Origin of the sequence: Rhodococcus sp. IEGM 1381, from assembly GCF_030056795.1 — a bacterium.
Classification (GTDB): domain Bacteria; phylum Actinomycetota; class Actinomycetes; order Mycobacteriales; family Mycobacteriaceae; genus Rhodococcoides.
Genome location: NZ_JASHKQ010000001.1, coordinates 1,394,237 through 1,409,851, shown reverse-complemented (window position 1 = coordinate 1,409,851; position 15,615 = coordinate 1,394,237). Strand labels below are relative to the sequence as shown.

The 15,615-nt window shown below is 64.4% G+C and carries 14 protein-coding genes; 5 read left to right on the top strand and 9 right to left on the bottom strand.

The window, feature by feature from the left end; all coding sequences use genetic code 11:
* The first annotated feature begins 238 nt into the window (after positions 1–238).
* Positions 239–1,264, top strand: coding sequence for a ribosome small subunit-dependent GTPase A (rsgA, locus tag QM797_RS06790; protein WP_283274459.1), 1,026 nt, complete (start codon positions 239–241; stop codon positions 1,262–1,264).
* A gap of 1 nt (position 1,265) precedes the next feature.
* On the opposite strand, the gene QM797_RS06785 is transcribed toward rsgA, so the two are convergent.
* Positions 1,266–1,496, bottom strand: coding sequence for a hypothetical protein (locus tag QM797_RS06785; protein WP_283274458.1), 231 nt, complete (start codon positions 1,494–1,496; stop codon positions 1,266–1,268).
* A gap of 154 nt (positions 1,497–1,650) precedes the next feature.
* Between QM797_RS06785 and QM797_RS06780 the strand changes: the two genes are divergently transcribed.
* Together QM797_RS06780 and QM797_RS06775 are read left to right on the top strand one after the other, a co-directional pair.
* Positions 1,651–3,066 carry an MFS transporter gene (locus QM797_RS06780; protein WP_283274457.1) on the top strand — a complete coding sequence of 472 codons (1,416 nt, stop codon included), beginning with the start codon at positions 1,651–1,653 and terminating at the stop codon, positions 3,064–3,066.
* Positions 3,063–3,464, top strand: a complete 402-nt coding sequence (locus QM797_RS06775) for a MarR family winged helix-turn-helix transcriptional regulator (protein WP_283274456.1) — start codon at positions 3,063–3,065, stop codon at positions 3,462–3,464. The genes QM797_RS06780 and QM797_RS06775 overlap by 4 nt, the downstream gene beginning before the upstream one ends.
* 17 nt (positions 3,465–3,481) lie before the next feature.
* Here the strand turns inward: QM797_RS06775 and QM797_RS06770 are convergent, their stop codons facing one another.
* From QM797_RS06770 to QM797_RS06745, 6 genes are all read right to left on the bottom strand, one after another.
* On the bottom strand, positions 3,482–4,228 hold the full coding sequence (locus tag QM797_RS06770) for an FAD-binding oxidoreductase (protein WP_283274455.1): 747 nt from the start codon (positions 4,226–4,228) through the stop codon (positions 3,482–3,484).
* 72 nt (positions 4,229–4,300) lie between these two features.
* The gene (locus QM797_RS06765) at positions 4,301–4,717 is read right to left on the bottom strand and encodes a heat shock protein transcriptional repressor HspR (protein ID WP_283274454.1); all 417 of its coding nucleotides are present in this window, start codon (positions 4,715–4,717) and stop codon (positions 4,301–4,303) included.
* Complete coding sequence (dnaJ, locus tag QM797_RS06760) at positions 4,717–5,904, bottom strand: molecular chaperone DnaJ (protein ID WP_283274452.1); 1,188 nt, start codon at positions 5,902–5,904, stop codon at positions 4,717–4,719. Before dnaJ ends, QM797_RS06765 begins: the two co-directional genes overlap by 1 nt.
* 31 nt (positions 5,905–5,935) lie before the next feature.
* Positions 5,936–6,565: a nucleotide exchange factor GrpE gene (gene grpE, locus QM797_RS06755; protein WP_283274450.1), complete on the bottom strand. Its 630-nt coding sequence runs from the start codon at positions 6,563–6,565 to the stop codon at positions 5,936–5,938.
* Complete coding sequence (gene dnaK / locus QM797_RS06750) at positions 6,562–8,406, bottom strand: molecular chaperone DnaK (RefSeq protein ID WP_283274448.1); 1,845 nt, start codon at positions 8,404–8,406, stop codon at positions 6,562–6,564. Before dnaK ends, grpE begins: the two co-directional genes overlap by 4 nt.
* Positions 8,407–8,707: 301 nt before the next feature.
* Entirely contained in the window at positions 8,708–9,202 is a 495-nt protein-coding gene (locus QM797_RS06745; RefSeq protein ID WP_283274447.1) for a Pro-kumamolisin, activation domain family protein, read from the bottom strand.
* 296 nt (positions 9,203–9,498) lie between these two features.
* On the opposite strand from QM797_RS06745, the gene treS reads away from it, so the two are divergent.
* Positions 9,499–11,679: a maltose alpha-D-glucosyltransferase gene (gene treS / locus QM797_RS06740; RefSeq protein ID WP_283274446.1), complete on the top strand. Its 2,181-nt coding sequence runs from the start codon at positions 9,499–9,501 to the stop codon at positions 11,677–11,679.
* A gap of 40 nt (positions 11,680–11,719) precedes the next feature.
* A complete protein-coding gene (locus QM797_RS06735) occupies positions 11,720–12,280 on the top strand; it encodes a hypothetical protein (RefSeq protein ID WP_283274445.1) in 561 nt (186 codons plus the stop codon).
* An 18-nt stretch (positions 12,281–12,298) separates the two neighbouring features.
* Here QM797_RS06735 and QM797_RS06730 read toward each other — a convergent pair whose 3' ends face one another.
* Both QM797_RS06730 and QM797_RS06725 read right to left on the bottom strand, forming a co-directional pair.
* Positions 12,299–13,759 carry a dynamin family protein gene (locus QM797_RS06730; RefSeq protein ID WP_283274444.1) on the bottom strand — a complete coding sequence of 487 codons (1,461 nt, stop codon included), beginning with the start codon at positions 13,757–13,759 and terminating at the stop codon, positions 12,299–12,301.
* Entirely contained in the window at positions 13,756–15,564 is a 1,809-nt protein-coding gene (locus QM797_RS06725; protein WP_283274443.1) for a dynamin family protein, read from the bottom strand. The genes QM797_RS06730 and QM797_RS06725 overlap by 4 nt, the downstream gene beginning before the upstream one ends.
* Between the last annotated feature and the right edge of the window lie 51 nt (positions 15,565–15,615).

The following is a 15,615-nucleotide window of genomic DNA, read 5'->3' as shown; positions in this document are numbered from 1 at the left end:
CTACCCGAGCTACCTCCGGTCGGCATCGGGCGTCAGGACTTCGAGCAGGTCGTCGGAGGCCGTGGCACCCGCGCCGGAATGCCCACCCCGAACGATAAATCGCTGTCCTGACACCCGCGACGGCTGTTAGCGTTCCGTCGACGGTTTTTTCATGCGTTTTCAGTGAGGAGGTGGGCATCGTGGCCACCTGGACGACAACACCCCCGAGCCCTCGTTCCTCCTCCCCGAAGGATCTCGCATGTCTCCACTCGACCATTACGGTCTCGATCAGCACTGGCTGACCGAATTCGAAAAGCATTCTCAGGAAAAAGTTCTCGCCCGCGTCGTACGCGTCGACCGCGGTGAGTTCGACGCCGTCACCGACAGCGGCATCGTCCGATGCACCGGTAGCAATACCTGCACCGGCGACTGGGTGACCCTGGACCCACGCCTCGGTCAGAGTTTCACGCTTGATGCAGTTCTCCCCCGCCGGACGGCCATCGAACGCGCCTCCGCCGGATCCACCTCCGAGACACAGGTTCTCGGAGCCAACGTCGATACCGTCGTGGTCACCGTCGCGTCGGACACGGCCCTCGACCTCGGTCGCGTCGAGCGCTACATCACCCTCGCCTGGGGCAGCGGCGGCGTCCCCGTTCTCGCGATCACCAAGAACGACAGCGGCAGCGTCGACGAAGAACGAATACTGGCCGCCGCACCGGGTGTCACCGTATGCAGCACGAGCGCTGTGTCGACGGGCGGAATCGACTCACTGACAGGACATCTGCGAGGCACGGTCGCACTGATCGGGCCGTCGGGATCCGGAAAGTCGACGCTCGGCAACGCTCTTCTGGGCGGTTCGGCTTTCGCCACCGGTGCCACCCGCGACGCCGACGGCAAAGGCAGGCACACGACGGTGCATCGGGAGTTGGTGCCGATTCCGACGTCCGGCCTCGTCCTCCTGGATACACCGGGTCTGCGGTCAGTGGGTATCCAGGGATCGGAAGATGCTGTGGCGAGCGCCTTTTCCGACATCGAAGAACTGGCCGCACTGTGCCGGTTCGGTGACTGTGCGCACGAACGCGAGCCCGGATGCGCGGTGCTTGCCGCCGTCGACGCGGGCGAGCTCACCGAACGCAGACTCGGCAACTACCGAAAGCTGCTGCGGGAGAACGCCTGGGCCACCTCGAGGCACGACGCCCGAGCTCGCAACGAAAAGCTGCGTGAGTACAAGCAGATCTCGAAATCGCTGCGCCGAAAATACGCAGCCGAAGGCAGGGTGAGGTAGGTCAGCTCTCGTCGAACAGCGAGGGGCTCTCGCTCTCCGCCTCGGCCTGCGGAGTCGAACCCCCGCTGTTCGACGCCTTGCGTACTACCTCGACCGTGGTGGTGCGCACCGACAACCGATGCCCGTCGTGATGTTCGAGCAACGCCAAACCCTGACGAATCTCGAGCACCTTCCACGGGCCGGCGTGCCCGGACGCCTGAACCAGGTCGCCTGGTGCGATCTCGGAAGCCACTGTTGTTCTCCATTCGGCGAGCGATCGGGTTCGAGCAAGTCTGTGACACACACCCTATCGGGCACGCACCTGCGCGCACTCACTTGCTCGGCGAACAAATTAGGAGTACTCATGTAATAGTTATAGATATACAACTAATCACGTGGAGGTGGACATGGCCGAGTTGACTCGACGACACCGGTACCTCGTACTCGGCATCTGCTGCCTGAGCCTGTTTCTCGTCACCACCGACAACACGATCGTCAACGTTGCGCTGCCGTCGATGCGCGCCGATCTGAACGCTTCGGTATCGGGCCTGCAGTGGATCATCGACGCGTACACGCTGGTCGTGGCCTCGCTACTGATGCTCGCTGGTTCAATGGCCGACAAGTACGGCCGCAAGCGCTTCCTCCTCATCGGCACCGGAACATTCGTCCTCGGCTCCCTGCTGTGCAGCATCGCACCGTCGCTCGGCTGGCTCGTCGCCTTCCGCATGCTTCAGGCCGTCGGCGGTTCGATGATGAATCCCGTCGCGATGTCGATCATCACCAACACCTTCACCGACCCGAAGGAACGCGCCGGAGCCATCGGAATGTGGGGTGCCGTCGTCGGGATCTCGATGTCTGCGGGCCCCGCTCTCGGCGGCGTCCTCGTCACCGCTGCCGGGTGGCAGTCCATCTTCTGGATCAACGTCCCCGTTGGCATCTTCGCGCTGGCGATGACGCTCAAATTCGTCCCCGAGTCCAAAGCCGAGCACGCGAGGACGTTCGATCCGGCCGGTCAGTTCCTCATCTTTGCGTTCCTCGCCTCTCTGGTGTTCACCATCATCGAGGGACCCGCGAAAGGCTGGGGATCGCCGCTGATCGTGCTCACCGGAGCCATTGCCGTCGGCTCCCTCGTCGGACTGCTGGTGGTCGAGTCTCGTATCGAGGAACCGCTGATCCAACTGAGGTTCTTCCGTAGCGCGCCCTTCAGCGGGGCGACAGTGATAGCGGTGTGCGCATTCGCGTCCCTCGGCGGATTCCTGTTCCTCAACACCCTTTACTTGCAGGACGTGCGCGGCTACTCGCCGTTACACGCCGGTCTTTGCACTCTGCCGATGGCCTTGATGACGCTGATCTTCGCGCCGATCTCCGGCCGCATCGTCGGCACTCTGGGTGCGCGCATACCGCTTCTCGTCGCCGGTGTCGGCTTCGTGGCCTCGGCGCTGATGCTCACCCGACTGACTCCGACGACGTCGTTCGCGTGGCTGGCGGTCGCATACGTGATCTTCGGAATATCCTTCGGCATGGTCAACGCTCCGATCACCAACACGGCGGTGTCCGGAATGCCGCGCAGCCAGGCCGGAGTGGCGTCCGCCATTGCATCGACCAGCAGGCAGGTGGGTCAGTCACTCGGCGTGGCCGTCGTCGGCTCCATCGTCACCGCGAGCATCGTCGGTGAGATCTCCGACGGTTTCACCGCCGCTGCCGTGCCCGCGTGGTTCGTCATCGCAGGCGCAGGAGTGGTCGTCACCGTGCTCGCCTTGGTCACCACCGGCCGGTGGGCCCGCTCGACCGCCGATCGTATCGATCAGCCGGTGCTCGTATGACGAGCGAAGCGGCCCACATATGGCGCGAGATGCGCTCACTGATGCTCGAGAAACATGACACCCGACGGGCCGTCGCCGATGCCACCGGCATGAGCTTTCTGCGGGCGAAATTGCTCACCAAATTGCTCGCGGGTGATCGGACGGTGACCGAGCTGGCCGAGATTCTCGCGTCCGATGCGCCGTACGTCTCCCTCAACGTTCGCGAGCTCGAGAAGCGCGAATTGGTGATGCGCACCGAAGATCCTGAGGATCGCCGACGCCGCATCATCGGGCTCACCGATGCCGGCCGCCGCCTTGCCGAGAAAGCCAGAACAATCGCCGACGCCCCGCCGCCGGAATTCACGACGGTGTCAGAAACGGATCTGGCACATCTGCGACGGATTCTGCAGCTTCCCTGACTTCTTTGGACGGTGCTTCAACGGCGGATGGCCTCGACTGGGGTGCCGGTCTCGACAAGTGCGCGCACGGTCGCTGCTTCCATTCCCGGGGATCCGCACACCAGAATTTGGCTGTCCGGGAATGGCCCCTGTGTGGCGACGACGTCGGCCACACTGCCTTCCCAACAGTGCTCGGGCTCGAAGAACGCTGTGGTGGAACCGATTTCGGCATGAATGCGATCGTTCCATCGATCCGATGCCCACGGCTCGTGCAGTTGGTCGACGACGGGAACGACGGTCAACCACGGGAACTCCGCCGCCATCAACCACAGCATGTCGCCGGCATACAGGTCGCGGGGAGACTTGCAGCCGACGAACAGCGTCACGTTCGGTGGCTGGTCCCAGCGCGTGAGGTCGAGCAGAATCGCCCGCAACGGAGCGAGGCCGGTGCCGCCTGCGATCATGACAACGTCGCGGCCCGAGTCGTCGACATGCAGACCGCCTTTCGGATCACTGATCTGCCAGATATCCCCTGGCCGCGTCTCGTTGACGATGGACCCGCTCACCCACCCTGCTGGAACGGCCCGGACGTGGAATTCAAGTTTGCCGTCGAGCGAGGGTGGCAGCGCGGGTGAGTATCGCCGCGTCAGAGCAGAATTCTGGGGAACTGTCACGGACACCGACTGGCCTGCCGTGAACGGCACAGCGTCGCCTTCGAGTCTGATCACGGCGAGATCATTCCGAAGGCGGTGATACTGAACGACCGTCGAACTCCACGCCTGCATGCCGACCAGGATAGGGGTCGGCACCGGGTGTCTCGCAAATGCACGCGCGTTTGCCGCAGAGAGGCAGCGAACCTAGCGCTGGTGCTTCGGCTTCCAGACCACCAGGGCGTTACGTTGAATCGGCACCAGGTCCCGGCGATAGCTGGCGTGCACGGTGGCCAACTCCTGGGCCAGCTCGCTGATGCGAGACTGCAGAGCCTCGACCTGATTGGTGAGCTCGATGATGCGCTTGATGCCGGCGAGGTTGACGCCCTCGTCCTGCGAGAGTCGCTGCACTTCACGAAGCAGTGCGACGTCACGCGGGGAGTAGCGTCGCCCGCCGCCGGTGGTCCGGTGCGGGGTGACCAGTCCGAGCCTGTCGTAGGTGCGCAGCGTCTGCGCGTGCATACCGGCCAGCTGTGCCGCCACCGAGATCACGAAGATCTGGGCGTCGGGATCAGCTTGTCCGCCACCGGCTTTCGAAGATCCGCCCTCGGGAGGGACCGACATCACACACCTGCCCACCCGGCCCGCGGGTCGAATCCGCTGGCCTTCTCGGCTTCCAGATAGTTCTTCAGAGCGTCGGTAGCAGCATCGTCCAGTTTCTGCGGGACGGCAACTTTGACGGTAACCATCAGATCACCGGTACCGGATTTCTTCGGGACACCGCGGCCACGCACCCGAAGCACTCGGCCGTCGACGGTTCCCGGAGGCACCTTCACTCCGACGCGACCCTCGAGGGTGGGCACAGACAGCGTTGTACCGAGCACCAGTTCGCCGTAACTCACCGGCACGGTAACGGTCAGATCGTCGCCTGTGCGGCCGAACACCTTGTCGGGCTTGACCCGTACCGTCACGAACAGGTCGCCCGATGGCGCTCCGCGCAGACCCGCTTCGCCCTGACCGGCGAGGCGCACTTTCTGGCCGTCGCTGATGCCGGCCGGTACACGCACAGTGATGGTGCGGGTGCGGTTCTGCACTCCGGTGCCGCGGCAGTCGACGCACGGGTCGTCGATGATGGACCCGGTTCCACGGCAGTCGTCGCACGGCTCGCTGAAGCCGAACGCGCCTTGGTTACGGTTGACGACGCCTTGGCCGTTGCATTTGGGGCATACGCGTGGGCTGGTTCCGGGCTTCGCGCCACTGCCGTGGCAGGTGGTGCACGAGGACGGGCTGGTCAACTTCAAGGGAACCGTAACGCCCTGTGCCGCTTCACGGAACTGCAGCGAGGTCTCGGTTTCTACGTCGCTGCCGCGTCGGGGCCGGTTGCTCTGGGGGCGCTGCTGCGCGCCACCGCGGTTGAACAGGCCACCGAAGAGATCGCCGATTCCGCCGTCGACGCCGCCACCTTGACCGAAGATGTCACCGACATCGAAGGTCTGGCCGCCACCGCCGAATCCGCCTGCACCGGGCGAGAATCCACCGCCGCCACCAGCTCCGCGGCTACCGAACCCGCCCGAGGCGAACAGCCGTCGTGCTTCGTCGTATTCCTTGCGCTTGGCCGGGTCGGCCAGGACGGCATGTGCCTCACTGACCGCCTTGAACTTGTTCTCGGCCGAGGCGTTGCCGGGATTGGCGTCGGGATGGTTGTCCCGGGCCAACTTTCGGTACGCCTTCTTGATCTCTTCTGCAGTCGCGCTGGAGGAAACGCCCAGCTCCTTGTAGAAGTCCTTCTCGATCCACTCCCGCTGGCTCACCGGGCGTTTCCTCCTCTCGCGCTATTTCTCTTTACTGCTCGTCGGACGCAGGTGCATCCGATTCTTGTTGTGCATCGACGACGCCGACCATCGCGGTCCGCAGAACGCGCTCGCCGAGCTTGTAGCCCGGACGCATCAGCGTTCCGACGACCGGACTGCTGCCGTCGCCCTCGTGGGAGACGGCTTCGTGGATGGCCGGGTCGAAGGCGTCGCCCTCGGCTCCGAAAGTGGTCAGGCCGATGTTCGAGAACACCCCTGCCAGCTTGTCTGCCACTGCCTTGAGCGGTCCGGTTTCGAGATCGCCGTGCTGACGAGCTCGCTCGAGATCATCGAGAACCGGAAGCAACTGCGAGACGACGGACGCCTTCGCGTTCTCCGCTCCGGTCTGCTTCTCCCGGTCGGTGCGACGCCGGTAGTTGGCATACTCCGCCGACACGCGCTGCAGATCTGCGGTGAGCTCTGCAACCTGCGTGTCGCGAGGATCTTCCACTACGTCACCGTCGACGGTCCCGTCGTCCACCGAGTCGGGCTGGGGCGCAGCCCCGGTGCCCACGAGGGGCTCCGGAACTGCGTCACCTTCCCGTACTTCACCGGTCTCGGGATCGATCTTTCGCTTGTCCACGAAAGTGACCGGTTCTTGCTCGGTGTTGTCCGACGTCACTTCTTGTCCGTGTCGTCGGCGGGCTCGTCGACAACCTCTGCGTCGACGACACCGTCGTCAGCGGCCTGCGCGCCACCCTCTGCGCCGCCCTGCTCCTTGGCCTGAGCCTCGTAGATGGCGGTGCCGAGAGCCTGCGACTCGGTCGAGAGCTTCTCCACGGCGGTCTTGACTGCCGAGATGTCGTTGCCCGCGAGCGCCGTCTTGGCGTCGGCGATGGCGGTTTCGACGCGTCCCTTGAGCTCGGCGTCGACCTTGTCCTCGTTGTCCTTGACGAACTTCTCCGTCTGGTGGACGAGGGACTCGGCCTGGTTGCGGACCTCGGCCTCTTCGCGACGAGCCTTGTCCTCGTCTGCGTGAGCTTCCGCGTCGGCGACCATGCGGTCGATCTCTTCCTTGGACAAGCCGGAGCCGTCCTGGATCTTGATCGTGTTCTCCTTGCCGGTGCCCTTGTCCTTGGCCGTGACGTGCACGATGCCGTTGGCGTCGATGTCGAAGGTGACCTCGATCTGGGGGACGCCGCGAGGAGCCGGGGGCAGCTCGGTCAGCTCGAAGGAGCCGAGGAGCTTGTTGTGCGATGCGATCTCGCGCTCACCCTGGAAGACCTGGATCTGCACCGAGGGCTGATTGTCGTCAGCGGTGGTGAAGGTCTCGGAACGCTTCGTCGGGATGGTGGTGTTGCGCTCGATGAGCTTGGTCATCACGCCACCCTTGGTTTCGATACCGAGGGACAGCGGCGTGACGTCGAGGAGCAGAACGTCCTTGACCTCACCCTTGAGCACACCGGCCTGCAGTGCAGCACCGACGGCCACGACCTCGTCCGGGTTGACGCCCTTGTTGGGCTCGCGTCCACCGGAGAGTTCCTTGACCAACTCGGAGACGGCGGGCATACGCGTCGAACCACCGACGAGCACGACGTGGTCGATGTCCTTGACGGCGATGCCGGAGTCCTTGACCACTGCCTGGAACGGCGCACGAGTGCGGTCGAGCAGGTCGGAGGTGATCTTCTGGAACTCCGAGCGGCTGAGCTGCTCGTCGAGGAAGAGCGGGTTCTTGTCGCCGTCGACCGTGATGTACGGGAGGTTGATCGAGGTGCTCTGCCCGGAGGACAGTTCGATCTTCGCCTTCTCGGCAGCCTCACGCAGACGCTGCAGAGCCATCTTGTCCTTGGTCAGATCGATGCCGTTCTGAGCCTTGAACTTGTCGACGAGCCAGGTCACGATGCGCTCGTCCCAGTCGTCGCCACCGAGGTGGTTGTCGCCGGACGTCGCGCGGACCTCGACGACGCCGTCGCCGATTTCCAGCAGCGAGACGTCGAACGTGCCGCCACCGAGGTCGAACACGAGGATGGTCTGCTCTTCGTCGCCCTTGTCCAGGCCGTACGCGAGAGCTGCCGCGGTGGGCTCGTTGACGATGCGCAGGACGTTGAGGCCGGCGATCTGGCCGGCTTCCTTGGTGGCCTGACGCTGTGCGTCCTCGAAGTACGCGGGAACGGTGATGACCGCGTCGGTGATTTCTTCGCCCAGGTAGGCCTCGGCGTCGCGCTTGAGCTTCTGCAGCGTGCGCGCGGAGATTTCCTGCGGGTTGTATTTCTTGTCGTCGATCTCCACGGTCCAGTCCGTGCCGATGTGGCGCTTGACGGATCGAATGGTGCGATCGACGTTGGTGACCGCCTGGTTCTTGGCGGGCTGGCCGACCAGTACTTCACCGTTCTTGGCGAAAGCGACGATCGACGGGGTGGTGCGTGATCCCTCGGAGTTGGCGACGACAACCGGTTCGCCGCCCTCGAGGACGGACACGACCGAGTTGGTGGTCCCGAGGTCGATACCGACCGCACGAGCCATAATGTTTCCTCCTGTTATTGCGTGGACTGCGTCCCTGGGTGAGCGAACTCCGCTCAAGTTTGCACAACGCGATCTATCGCGTCAACTTCCAACTTGAGCCTCATCCACTCAAGGCTGCTTACCTGCACAACGGAGGATGTGGCGAATTTGTTCCCGGGGAGGAGCGCTGCGCGCATGTGCACGGAACTTCGACCCCTGCTACGAACTTCCGCTCATATGGGGCGAAGCCCCTCCAAAGCAGTACGCCGCGACGATCACGTGGATCGTCGCGGCGCAGCGGGGAGAAAGTTCTCGAACAGATTTACTCGGCTGGCTCTTCCACCGGCGCAGGGATGCAGCTGTGGCTGAGCAGCCCTGCGGTGATGTTGTTCATGAAGTCGGCATCGAGTGCACTGGCGAAGGCGGCGGCACCGGCGGGACGAGCGACCCATTCACGATCGACGGAGGGCACGGTGTACGTCGCAGCTTCGCCTGCCTTGATGGTCTTCTCGTTGTTCTGGCCCTGGACGCCCGGCAGCGCACCGTAATTGACATTGACGTTCGACGCGTCGTCCGTGCCCTTGTTGTCGACCTTCACCTGCAGTGCGACGACGCCGCCTTCGGGTGCGTCCTCCGCCGTGGTGTCGCAGACAGCGGCCATGGTGACCACCAGGTCGGGGCTTTCGAGAACTGCGGAGCCGAGGGGCATAGCGGGCTCGGGCTCGGCCGAGGCCATGGGCACGAGGACGACCGCACCGATGCCGGCGGCCAGGGCGGCCGTCGAGGCCAGGATCGATGTGCGGGCAAGACGTCGCATGGACAACTCCTGTAGCTGAGGGGATGTGACCCGTGAGTCTGATGTGACTGGAGGGGCAGTTGGTACTTGACTCACTATGGCCTATCGGAATCAGACATTCCACACCAGGCGGTCTCGATTCGATGACGTTCGCATATCGAAGGAAAACGCCCCCAACGAATGACATCGGTGTAGTTCGGCGTAGGTTTCACCGGTCGACCGGCAAGGTTTCGCCCGTCGACGATCAGGGGAACCACAACCCTGCGGATCGGCCGCGCCCTACGTAGGGTTGAAGAAAAGCGAGGCTACGGAGGCACATGGATCCCGAAGTGCAGCACGAACCGAGCGAGATCACCTACGACGAGAAGTTCTACCCGGCTCGGCCGAAACCACTTCGTCCCTCGGTGCGCCGTGCCAACCGGAGCAACAGTCCCACTCCCAACAGCGAACCGGTTGCGTCGAACCCGGAGTACGTGGACTGGCTCACCGAACAGTCGATGCTGCGCGACGCCAAGCTGATCGCCGAGCAACTCTCGGGCAAGGGCAGCATGTGGCAGAACCCGTATGCCGATCCCGATCCTCGCGCCGCCGTCGAGCGCGCACCGGTGTGGTTCACCGCGTACCCCATCTCGGTGATCAACGCCCCGCAGACGAGCTTCCTGAGCACTCTCGGCGACGAAAAACTGTGGCAGGCCTTCTCCGAAATCGGTGTCACCGCAGTACATACCGGCCCGGTGAAGGTGGCCGGCGGCATCCACGGTTGGCGTCCGACTCCTTCGGTCGACGGGCACTTCGACCGCATCGGCATGCAGATCGACCCCGCGTTCGGGTCGGAAGAAGAGTTCCGACGGCTGTGCGTGGTGGCCTCCGCATACGACGGCATCGTCATCGACGACATCGTGCCCGGACACACCGGCAAGGGTGCGGACTTCCGACTCGCCGAGATGGCCGTAGCCGACTACCCCGGCATTTACCACATGGTGGAGATCGAACCGCAGGACTGGCACCTGCTGCCGCGAGTACGCGCCGGTGCCGACTCACAGAACATCGACGCCGAGGCCGAGGCCAATCTCGCTCGCGCCGGCTACATCATCGGCCAGCTGCAGCGAGTGATCTTCTACGAGCTCGGCGTGAAGGAAACCAACTGGAGCGCAACACCTCCCGTCGTCGGCATCGATGGCGTCGAACGCCGCTGGGTGTACCTACACTACTTCAAGGCCGGTCAGCCGTCCATCAACTGGCTCGACCCCTCCTTCGCCGGCATGCGACTGGTGATCGGCGACGCCTGCCACTCCATCGCGGACCTGGGCGCGGGAGCACTGCGCCTGGACGCCAACGGTTTTCTCGGCGTCGAGCGTCGAGCAGAAGGCCCGGGCTGGTCCGAGGGCCATCCTCTGTCCGAGGCCGCGAACCACCTCATCGCGAGCGTGGTGCGCAAGATGGGCGGGTTCACCTTCCAGGAGTTGAACCTGACGATCGACGACATCAAGGCCATGGGTACCAACGGTGCCGACCTGTCGTACGACTTCATCAACCGCCCCGCCTATCAGCATGCGCTCGTCATGGGGAACACCGAATTCCTCAGGCTCACGATGACTTTGGCGCGTGATCATGGCGTCGACACGGCATCGTTGGTGCACGCGTTGCAGAACCACGACGAGATGACGTTCGAGCTCATCCACTTCGCCACCCTGCATGCGGAGGACGAATTCTCCTACGGCGGCGAGGCAGTCAAGGGCTCCGACCTGGGCGATCGCATACGCGGCGAACTCACCGATCGCCTCACCGGGCGCTGGGCACCGTACAATCGATTGTTCACCACCAACGGAATCGCTTGCACCACAGCAAGTGTCATCACCGCATCCCTCGGTATCCGCGATCTCGACCGGATGGACGAGGCAGATATCGAGACGGTCAAGCGAGCCCACCTGCTGTTGGCGATGTTCAACGCGTTGCAGCCGGGAGTGTTCGCCCTGTCGGGCTGGGATCTGCTGGGCATCCTGCCCATCGACGCCGCGGAGGTCGATGACCTCATCCGCGAAGGTGACACCAGGTGGATCAACCGCGGCGCTCACGATCTGATGGGTTACTTCCCCGAGGCCGTCCGCTCGGAGTCCGGCATTCCCCGCGGACGCAGCCTCTACGGCTCGCTCCCCGAGCAGCTGGCCGACCCGCAGTCGTTCGCCCGCCAACTGGCGCGAATCATCGAGCTGCGCAAGCGGTTCGGTATCGCCACCGCCCAGCAGATCGACATTCCAACGGTCTCGCACAAGGGCCTGCTGGTCATGGTGCACGAACTCAGCCAGGGAACCATCCAGGCCACAGTGCTCAACTTCTCGTCCGAGGAGATCAGCGCAACCATTCAGTCCAAGCACCTGGTGCCCGGCACGTGCGCCATCGACGTGTTCGACGACAACGAGATCGCAACCGTGGACGAGCTGAACAGCTTCCCGATGACACTGCGACCGTACGAGGGCGTGGCGGTGGTGCTGCGCTGAGGCCGCAGCCCATCACCTCAGCCCGATAGACTTCTGCACCGTGGCCGAAGAACCGGACGATCCGACCTCACGCAGACCTCGGCCTGCGCGTCCGCAACCACCGCGGCCGGATGTTTTCGTCGAGCCCCTTCGGCCGCGTCAGGAGCCCACTCACTCGGTTCTGCCGAAGGTCGCGGGTGCTCTGTGGGCTCTGACAGCGGCGCTGATGCTCGCATTGGCCGCGGTGATCGCACTGAATTGGGAACCCGTGCTTTCTGGCGTCGAAACTGCGGTGTCACAGCAGGATTCGACGGCCAGTGCAGCCGACGTCCGCAACACCGCCTCGGCCACGCTGTTGTCCAGTGGGGCTGCATCGGCGGTACTCGTATTGCTCGGATTCGTCGCACTGAACTTGCTGCGCGGCGCGGCGACGTCGTCCAAGGTCCTGATGGGCGCGGTCGGGATCTTGACCATCGGTGCGGCCGTCACGTTTTCGACCTTCGTCTCCGACGCCCCCGCGCTACTCGGCGGTGTTCTGCAGTGGGGACCGTTCGTCGTCGCAGCAGCGGCGGCCGCTGCGACCGTTGTCGCGCTACTCCCCCGGCGGCCCTCGGCCCGATAAGGCTCAGGCCAATGAGGCTCAGGCCAATGAGGCAAGTATCCCCTCGGCGCTGCGGGCGGCGAGTGCGCACGAGGTAGAGGTGAACTGATCCAGCAACGGATGCTCGGACAGACCTCGCCACTTGCGCACTGCCGCCAGCGTGATCTCGCGTTGTTGGCCGAGCCCGGCATCGGGCGGCAGATTCAGGCGTTCGGTAGCGGAAATGCCGAACCCGCCGATGATGCGCTGCAGGTCCAGCAGGGCACCGTCCGGGAGTTTCGGTGTGGTGGAGCGTAATCGGCCGAGCAGGCGCAGTTCGGCAAAGCCGTGCACGTCCGCCAGTATCCGCCCGGCTTCGGTGCGCAGGGCATGCGATTCCGGCCGGAACTCCAGAATTCGCTGCAGCGCAACCAGAGCCGAATGCAATTTCAGTTGATCGGCGCGCTGACCGAACTGAACATCGATCACCGAGCGCAGTTCGCTCAAACCGCTGCGGTCGACCAGATCAGCTGCAAGCGTTGGCGAATCGCGCACCCCGAGCCGAATCAGAGTGACCGCCATCCGAATACCGAACAAACCGAAGCGGTCGACGATACTGGCCCGCAGCGCAGCATCGACGGGCAACGTACTCTCGGGGCGTACGAAGCGATCGGCCGACAGCATCGCCAGCTGGAGATCCTCGGTCGGCACCGTCGCCAGCATCTCGAAGGCAGCAAATTCGTTCTGCCGCAACGTTTCCGCACCGAGCGCGAGCAGACCCGCCACCGGAACCACCGCCTGGCACAAACCTGTGGCCTCGAGCTCGGACGCGAACCTCGCGGCGACCTCCTTGGCCGACATCATCGCGTCCATCCGGCCCGAGCCGACCTCGTCGGCCCGCGAGACCACCCCGATCACGCCGAGGGGGCCCGAATCGCCGCCCACATGGGCACCGATCTGTCCGAGAAACGAGACGTCGGACGCGTTGAGCGTGCGCAGCAGATACACGACGGCGTCGGCACCGGAGGAAGAGTTCTCGGGAGTGAGCATGGCCAGCGTGCGGGCCGAGACATCACGCGAGAGCGACGATGTGCCGGGGGTGTCGATGATCGTCGTCTGCGCCAAGGCACTGGCCGGCCATTCGACGTCGAGGCGATCGACCTGCGCGGCCGTCAGCGACCCCAGATCGAAGGTCAATCGGCCATCCCGCCGCTGCACCGGAACGTTCGCGGCACGGTCGCCGTCGTACCACGCCGTGACGGCGGGAGTGACGCCGTTGCGGTACCACGTGACGACCTTGGTGCATTCGGTGGCGTCGGTCGGAGCAATATCTTGCCCCACGAGCGAATTCAGCAGTGTGGATTTGCCGGCCTTGAGCGAGCCGGCCAATGCCACCCGCAGCGGCTCGTCCAGTCGGTACAGACATTCGTCGAGCATCCACGAGGCTTCGGCGTCCCCCGCGTACGTCGATCGAGCGGCCGAGATCAGGTCACGCGCCCGGTTCAGAGCGGTGGTGCTCATACCGCCTCGGCCTCGACGAGAGCACGTGCGCGAGCATTCAATTCGGCCGCCACCCGCATATCCTTTTCCAGCTGCGCTATGCGGGCAGTGCGGTCGGTGTTGTCGGCCGCGGCGGCTTCCTGCGCCGAGCGTAGGGATTCGTTCAGCGACCGCAGAGTCTGTTCGGCGATCGAGGTGAAGTGATCGCGCAATACCCGCTGGATCTGCCGCAGCCGGTCCTTCGATTCCTTGCCGACCTGAAAGCTGACGTCGTCGGTGAAGCGGCGGATCGCCATCTTGGCCTCGGAACGACGTGCCTTGACGCGGTTCTCCTTGTCCTCCTTGTAGGCCTTGGTGCCCAGCAGAACGCCAGCGCCGATCGAGATCGGGTTGAGCAGACTCAACCCGACGAATGTGGTGATCAGGCCGAACATGAGCACACCGCCGTAGGAGCCGCGCATTCCCACGAGGACCTTCTGCGTGATACCGACACGACCGGATTCCAGCTCGGCCAACGACGAGACGGGCTCTAGGACGTTGTCCAGATCGCCGAGATCGAGATTCGGCAGCGCCGCCGCCCCGGAGGACGCGAAATGCTCGGCCACCAACTCCGAGAGCCACAGAGCCCTCTCGTGCGCCCACACGAAGTTGTCGCCCACCGACGCGGCGATCTGCTCCTCGAGCCATTCGCCCAGTTGCGGCCAATCCTTGCCCGGATCCCCCTCGTCGACGGTCTCTTCCGCCTCCCGGGTGACGCGGCGCAACCGGTCGCGTAGATCGTGATCGATATCGGACGCCAGATCGGCAATGCCGTCACCGAGTGTCTGCTGCCATTGCGACGAACGCTTGTGCAGTTCTTCGGCAGCGGATTTGGCACGCTGCAGACCGGCGACGGCCGCGGCCGCCCGCTCCGGATCCTTCAGCGCCGCAAGCTCACTGCCGAACGACAGGGACAGGTGCTCGGTGACCGAGCGAACGTCGAGTGAGACCGACGCGCGAGCCAGTACATCCGCGCGGGCCACCACGTCGTCGCGAAGAAACGCGTAGAGCTGCTGAAAACCGGACTCGGCGTTGAGCTCCTCGTCGTTCAAACGCAGTGCGTGGGAACGCAACAGAGACGACACCGGGAGCATCTGCACTTCGAGGCCGGCACGATCCAGGTGTCCGCGATTGGCCTCGACGATCTGCCGCCAGTGCGGATACAGATCGATCTTGGTGATCAGTACGGCCACGGCCGGGCAGAGCCCTTGCACCTGCCGGAGAAAGGACAGCTCGGGCTCGGTGAATTCGCGGGAGGCGTCGGACACGACCAGTACTGCGTCGGCGGACGGAATGAGTCCCAATGTTCCTGCAGCGTGAGGATTTCCGTGCCCGCCGACACCTGGTGTATCGACCAGCACAAGGCCGTCGGCGAGCAATGGACTCGGCACTCCGATGTCCAGACGCAACACTTCACGACCCTGAGCTCGGGGACTCGCCGGGGTGACGGTGGTGACCTCTTCGAGCGGCACGTCGACGCGGATCGGCTCGCTACCCGGATCCGCGAGAACGAGCTGCGCAGAGAAGCTCTCGGCGTTGGATACCACCGTCGGAATAGCAGTGGTCTCGTCGTCGCCGACCGAGCACACCGTCAGATTGAGCAGCGAATTCACGAACTGGCTCTTGCCCTGCTTGAGCGGTCCGACGACGATGATGCGGCGGCGCGGATCCAGAACCCGCGTTCGCGCCGCCTCGACGCGATCCACCAGGTCGGATCTTCCCGCCGATGTTGCCACCGCCGCGGTGCGACTCAACAGCTCGGCCAGCTCCGTAGTGTGCCCGTCCATATTCTCGCTTCACAACCCGTTCTCATCGACGTCCGCAGACTCGGCCCCGCA

What these genes read in the sequence shown, in the direction of transcription:
- treS (WP_283274446.1), top strand. Translation starts at nt 9,499, where the DNA reads ATGGATCCCGAAGTGCAGCACGAACCGAGCGAGATCACCTACGACGAG.
- QM797_RS06745 (WP_283274447.1), bottom strand. Translation starts at nt 9,202, where the DNA reads ATGCGACGTCTTGCCCGCACATCGATCCTGGCCTCGACGGCCGCCCTG.
- QM797_RS06780 (WP_283274457.1), top strand. Translation starts at nt 1,651, where the DNA reads ATGGCCGAGTTGACTCGACGACACCGGTACCTCGTACTCGGCATCTGC.
- QM797_RS06765 (WP_283274454.1), bottom strand. Translation starts at nt 4,717, where the DNA reads ATGTCGGTCCCTCCCGAGGGCGGATCTTCGAAAGCCGGTGGCGGACAA.
- QM797_RS06730 (WP_283274444.1), bottom strand. Translation starts at nt 13,759, where the DNA reads ATGAGCACCACCGCTCTGAACCGGGCGCGTGACCTGATCTCGGCCGCT.
- QM797_RS06770 (WP_283274455.1), bottom strand. Translation starts at nt 4,228, where the DNA reads ATGCAGGCGTGGAGTTCGACGGTCGTTCAGTATCACCGCCTTCGGAAT.
- dnaK (WP_283274448.1), bottom strand. Translation starts at nt 8,406, where the DNA reads ATGGCTCGTGCGGTCGGTATCGACCTCGGGACCACCAACTCGGTCGTG.
- QM797_RS06725 (WP_283274443.1), bottom strand. Translation starts at nt 15,564, where the DNA reads ATGGACGGGCACACTACGGAGCTGGCCGAGCTGTTGAGTCGCACCGCG.
- QM797_RS06775 (WP_283274456.1), top strand. Translation starts at nt 3,063, where the DNA reads ATGACGAGCGAAGCGGCCCACATATGGCGCGAGATGCGCTCACTGATG.
- rsgA (WP_283274459.1), top strand. Translation starts at nt 239, where the DNA reads ATGTCTCCACTCGACCATTACGGTCTCGATCAGCACTGGCTGACCGAA.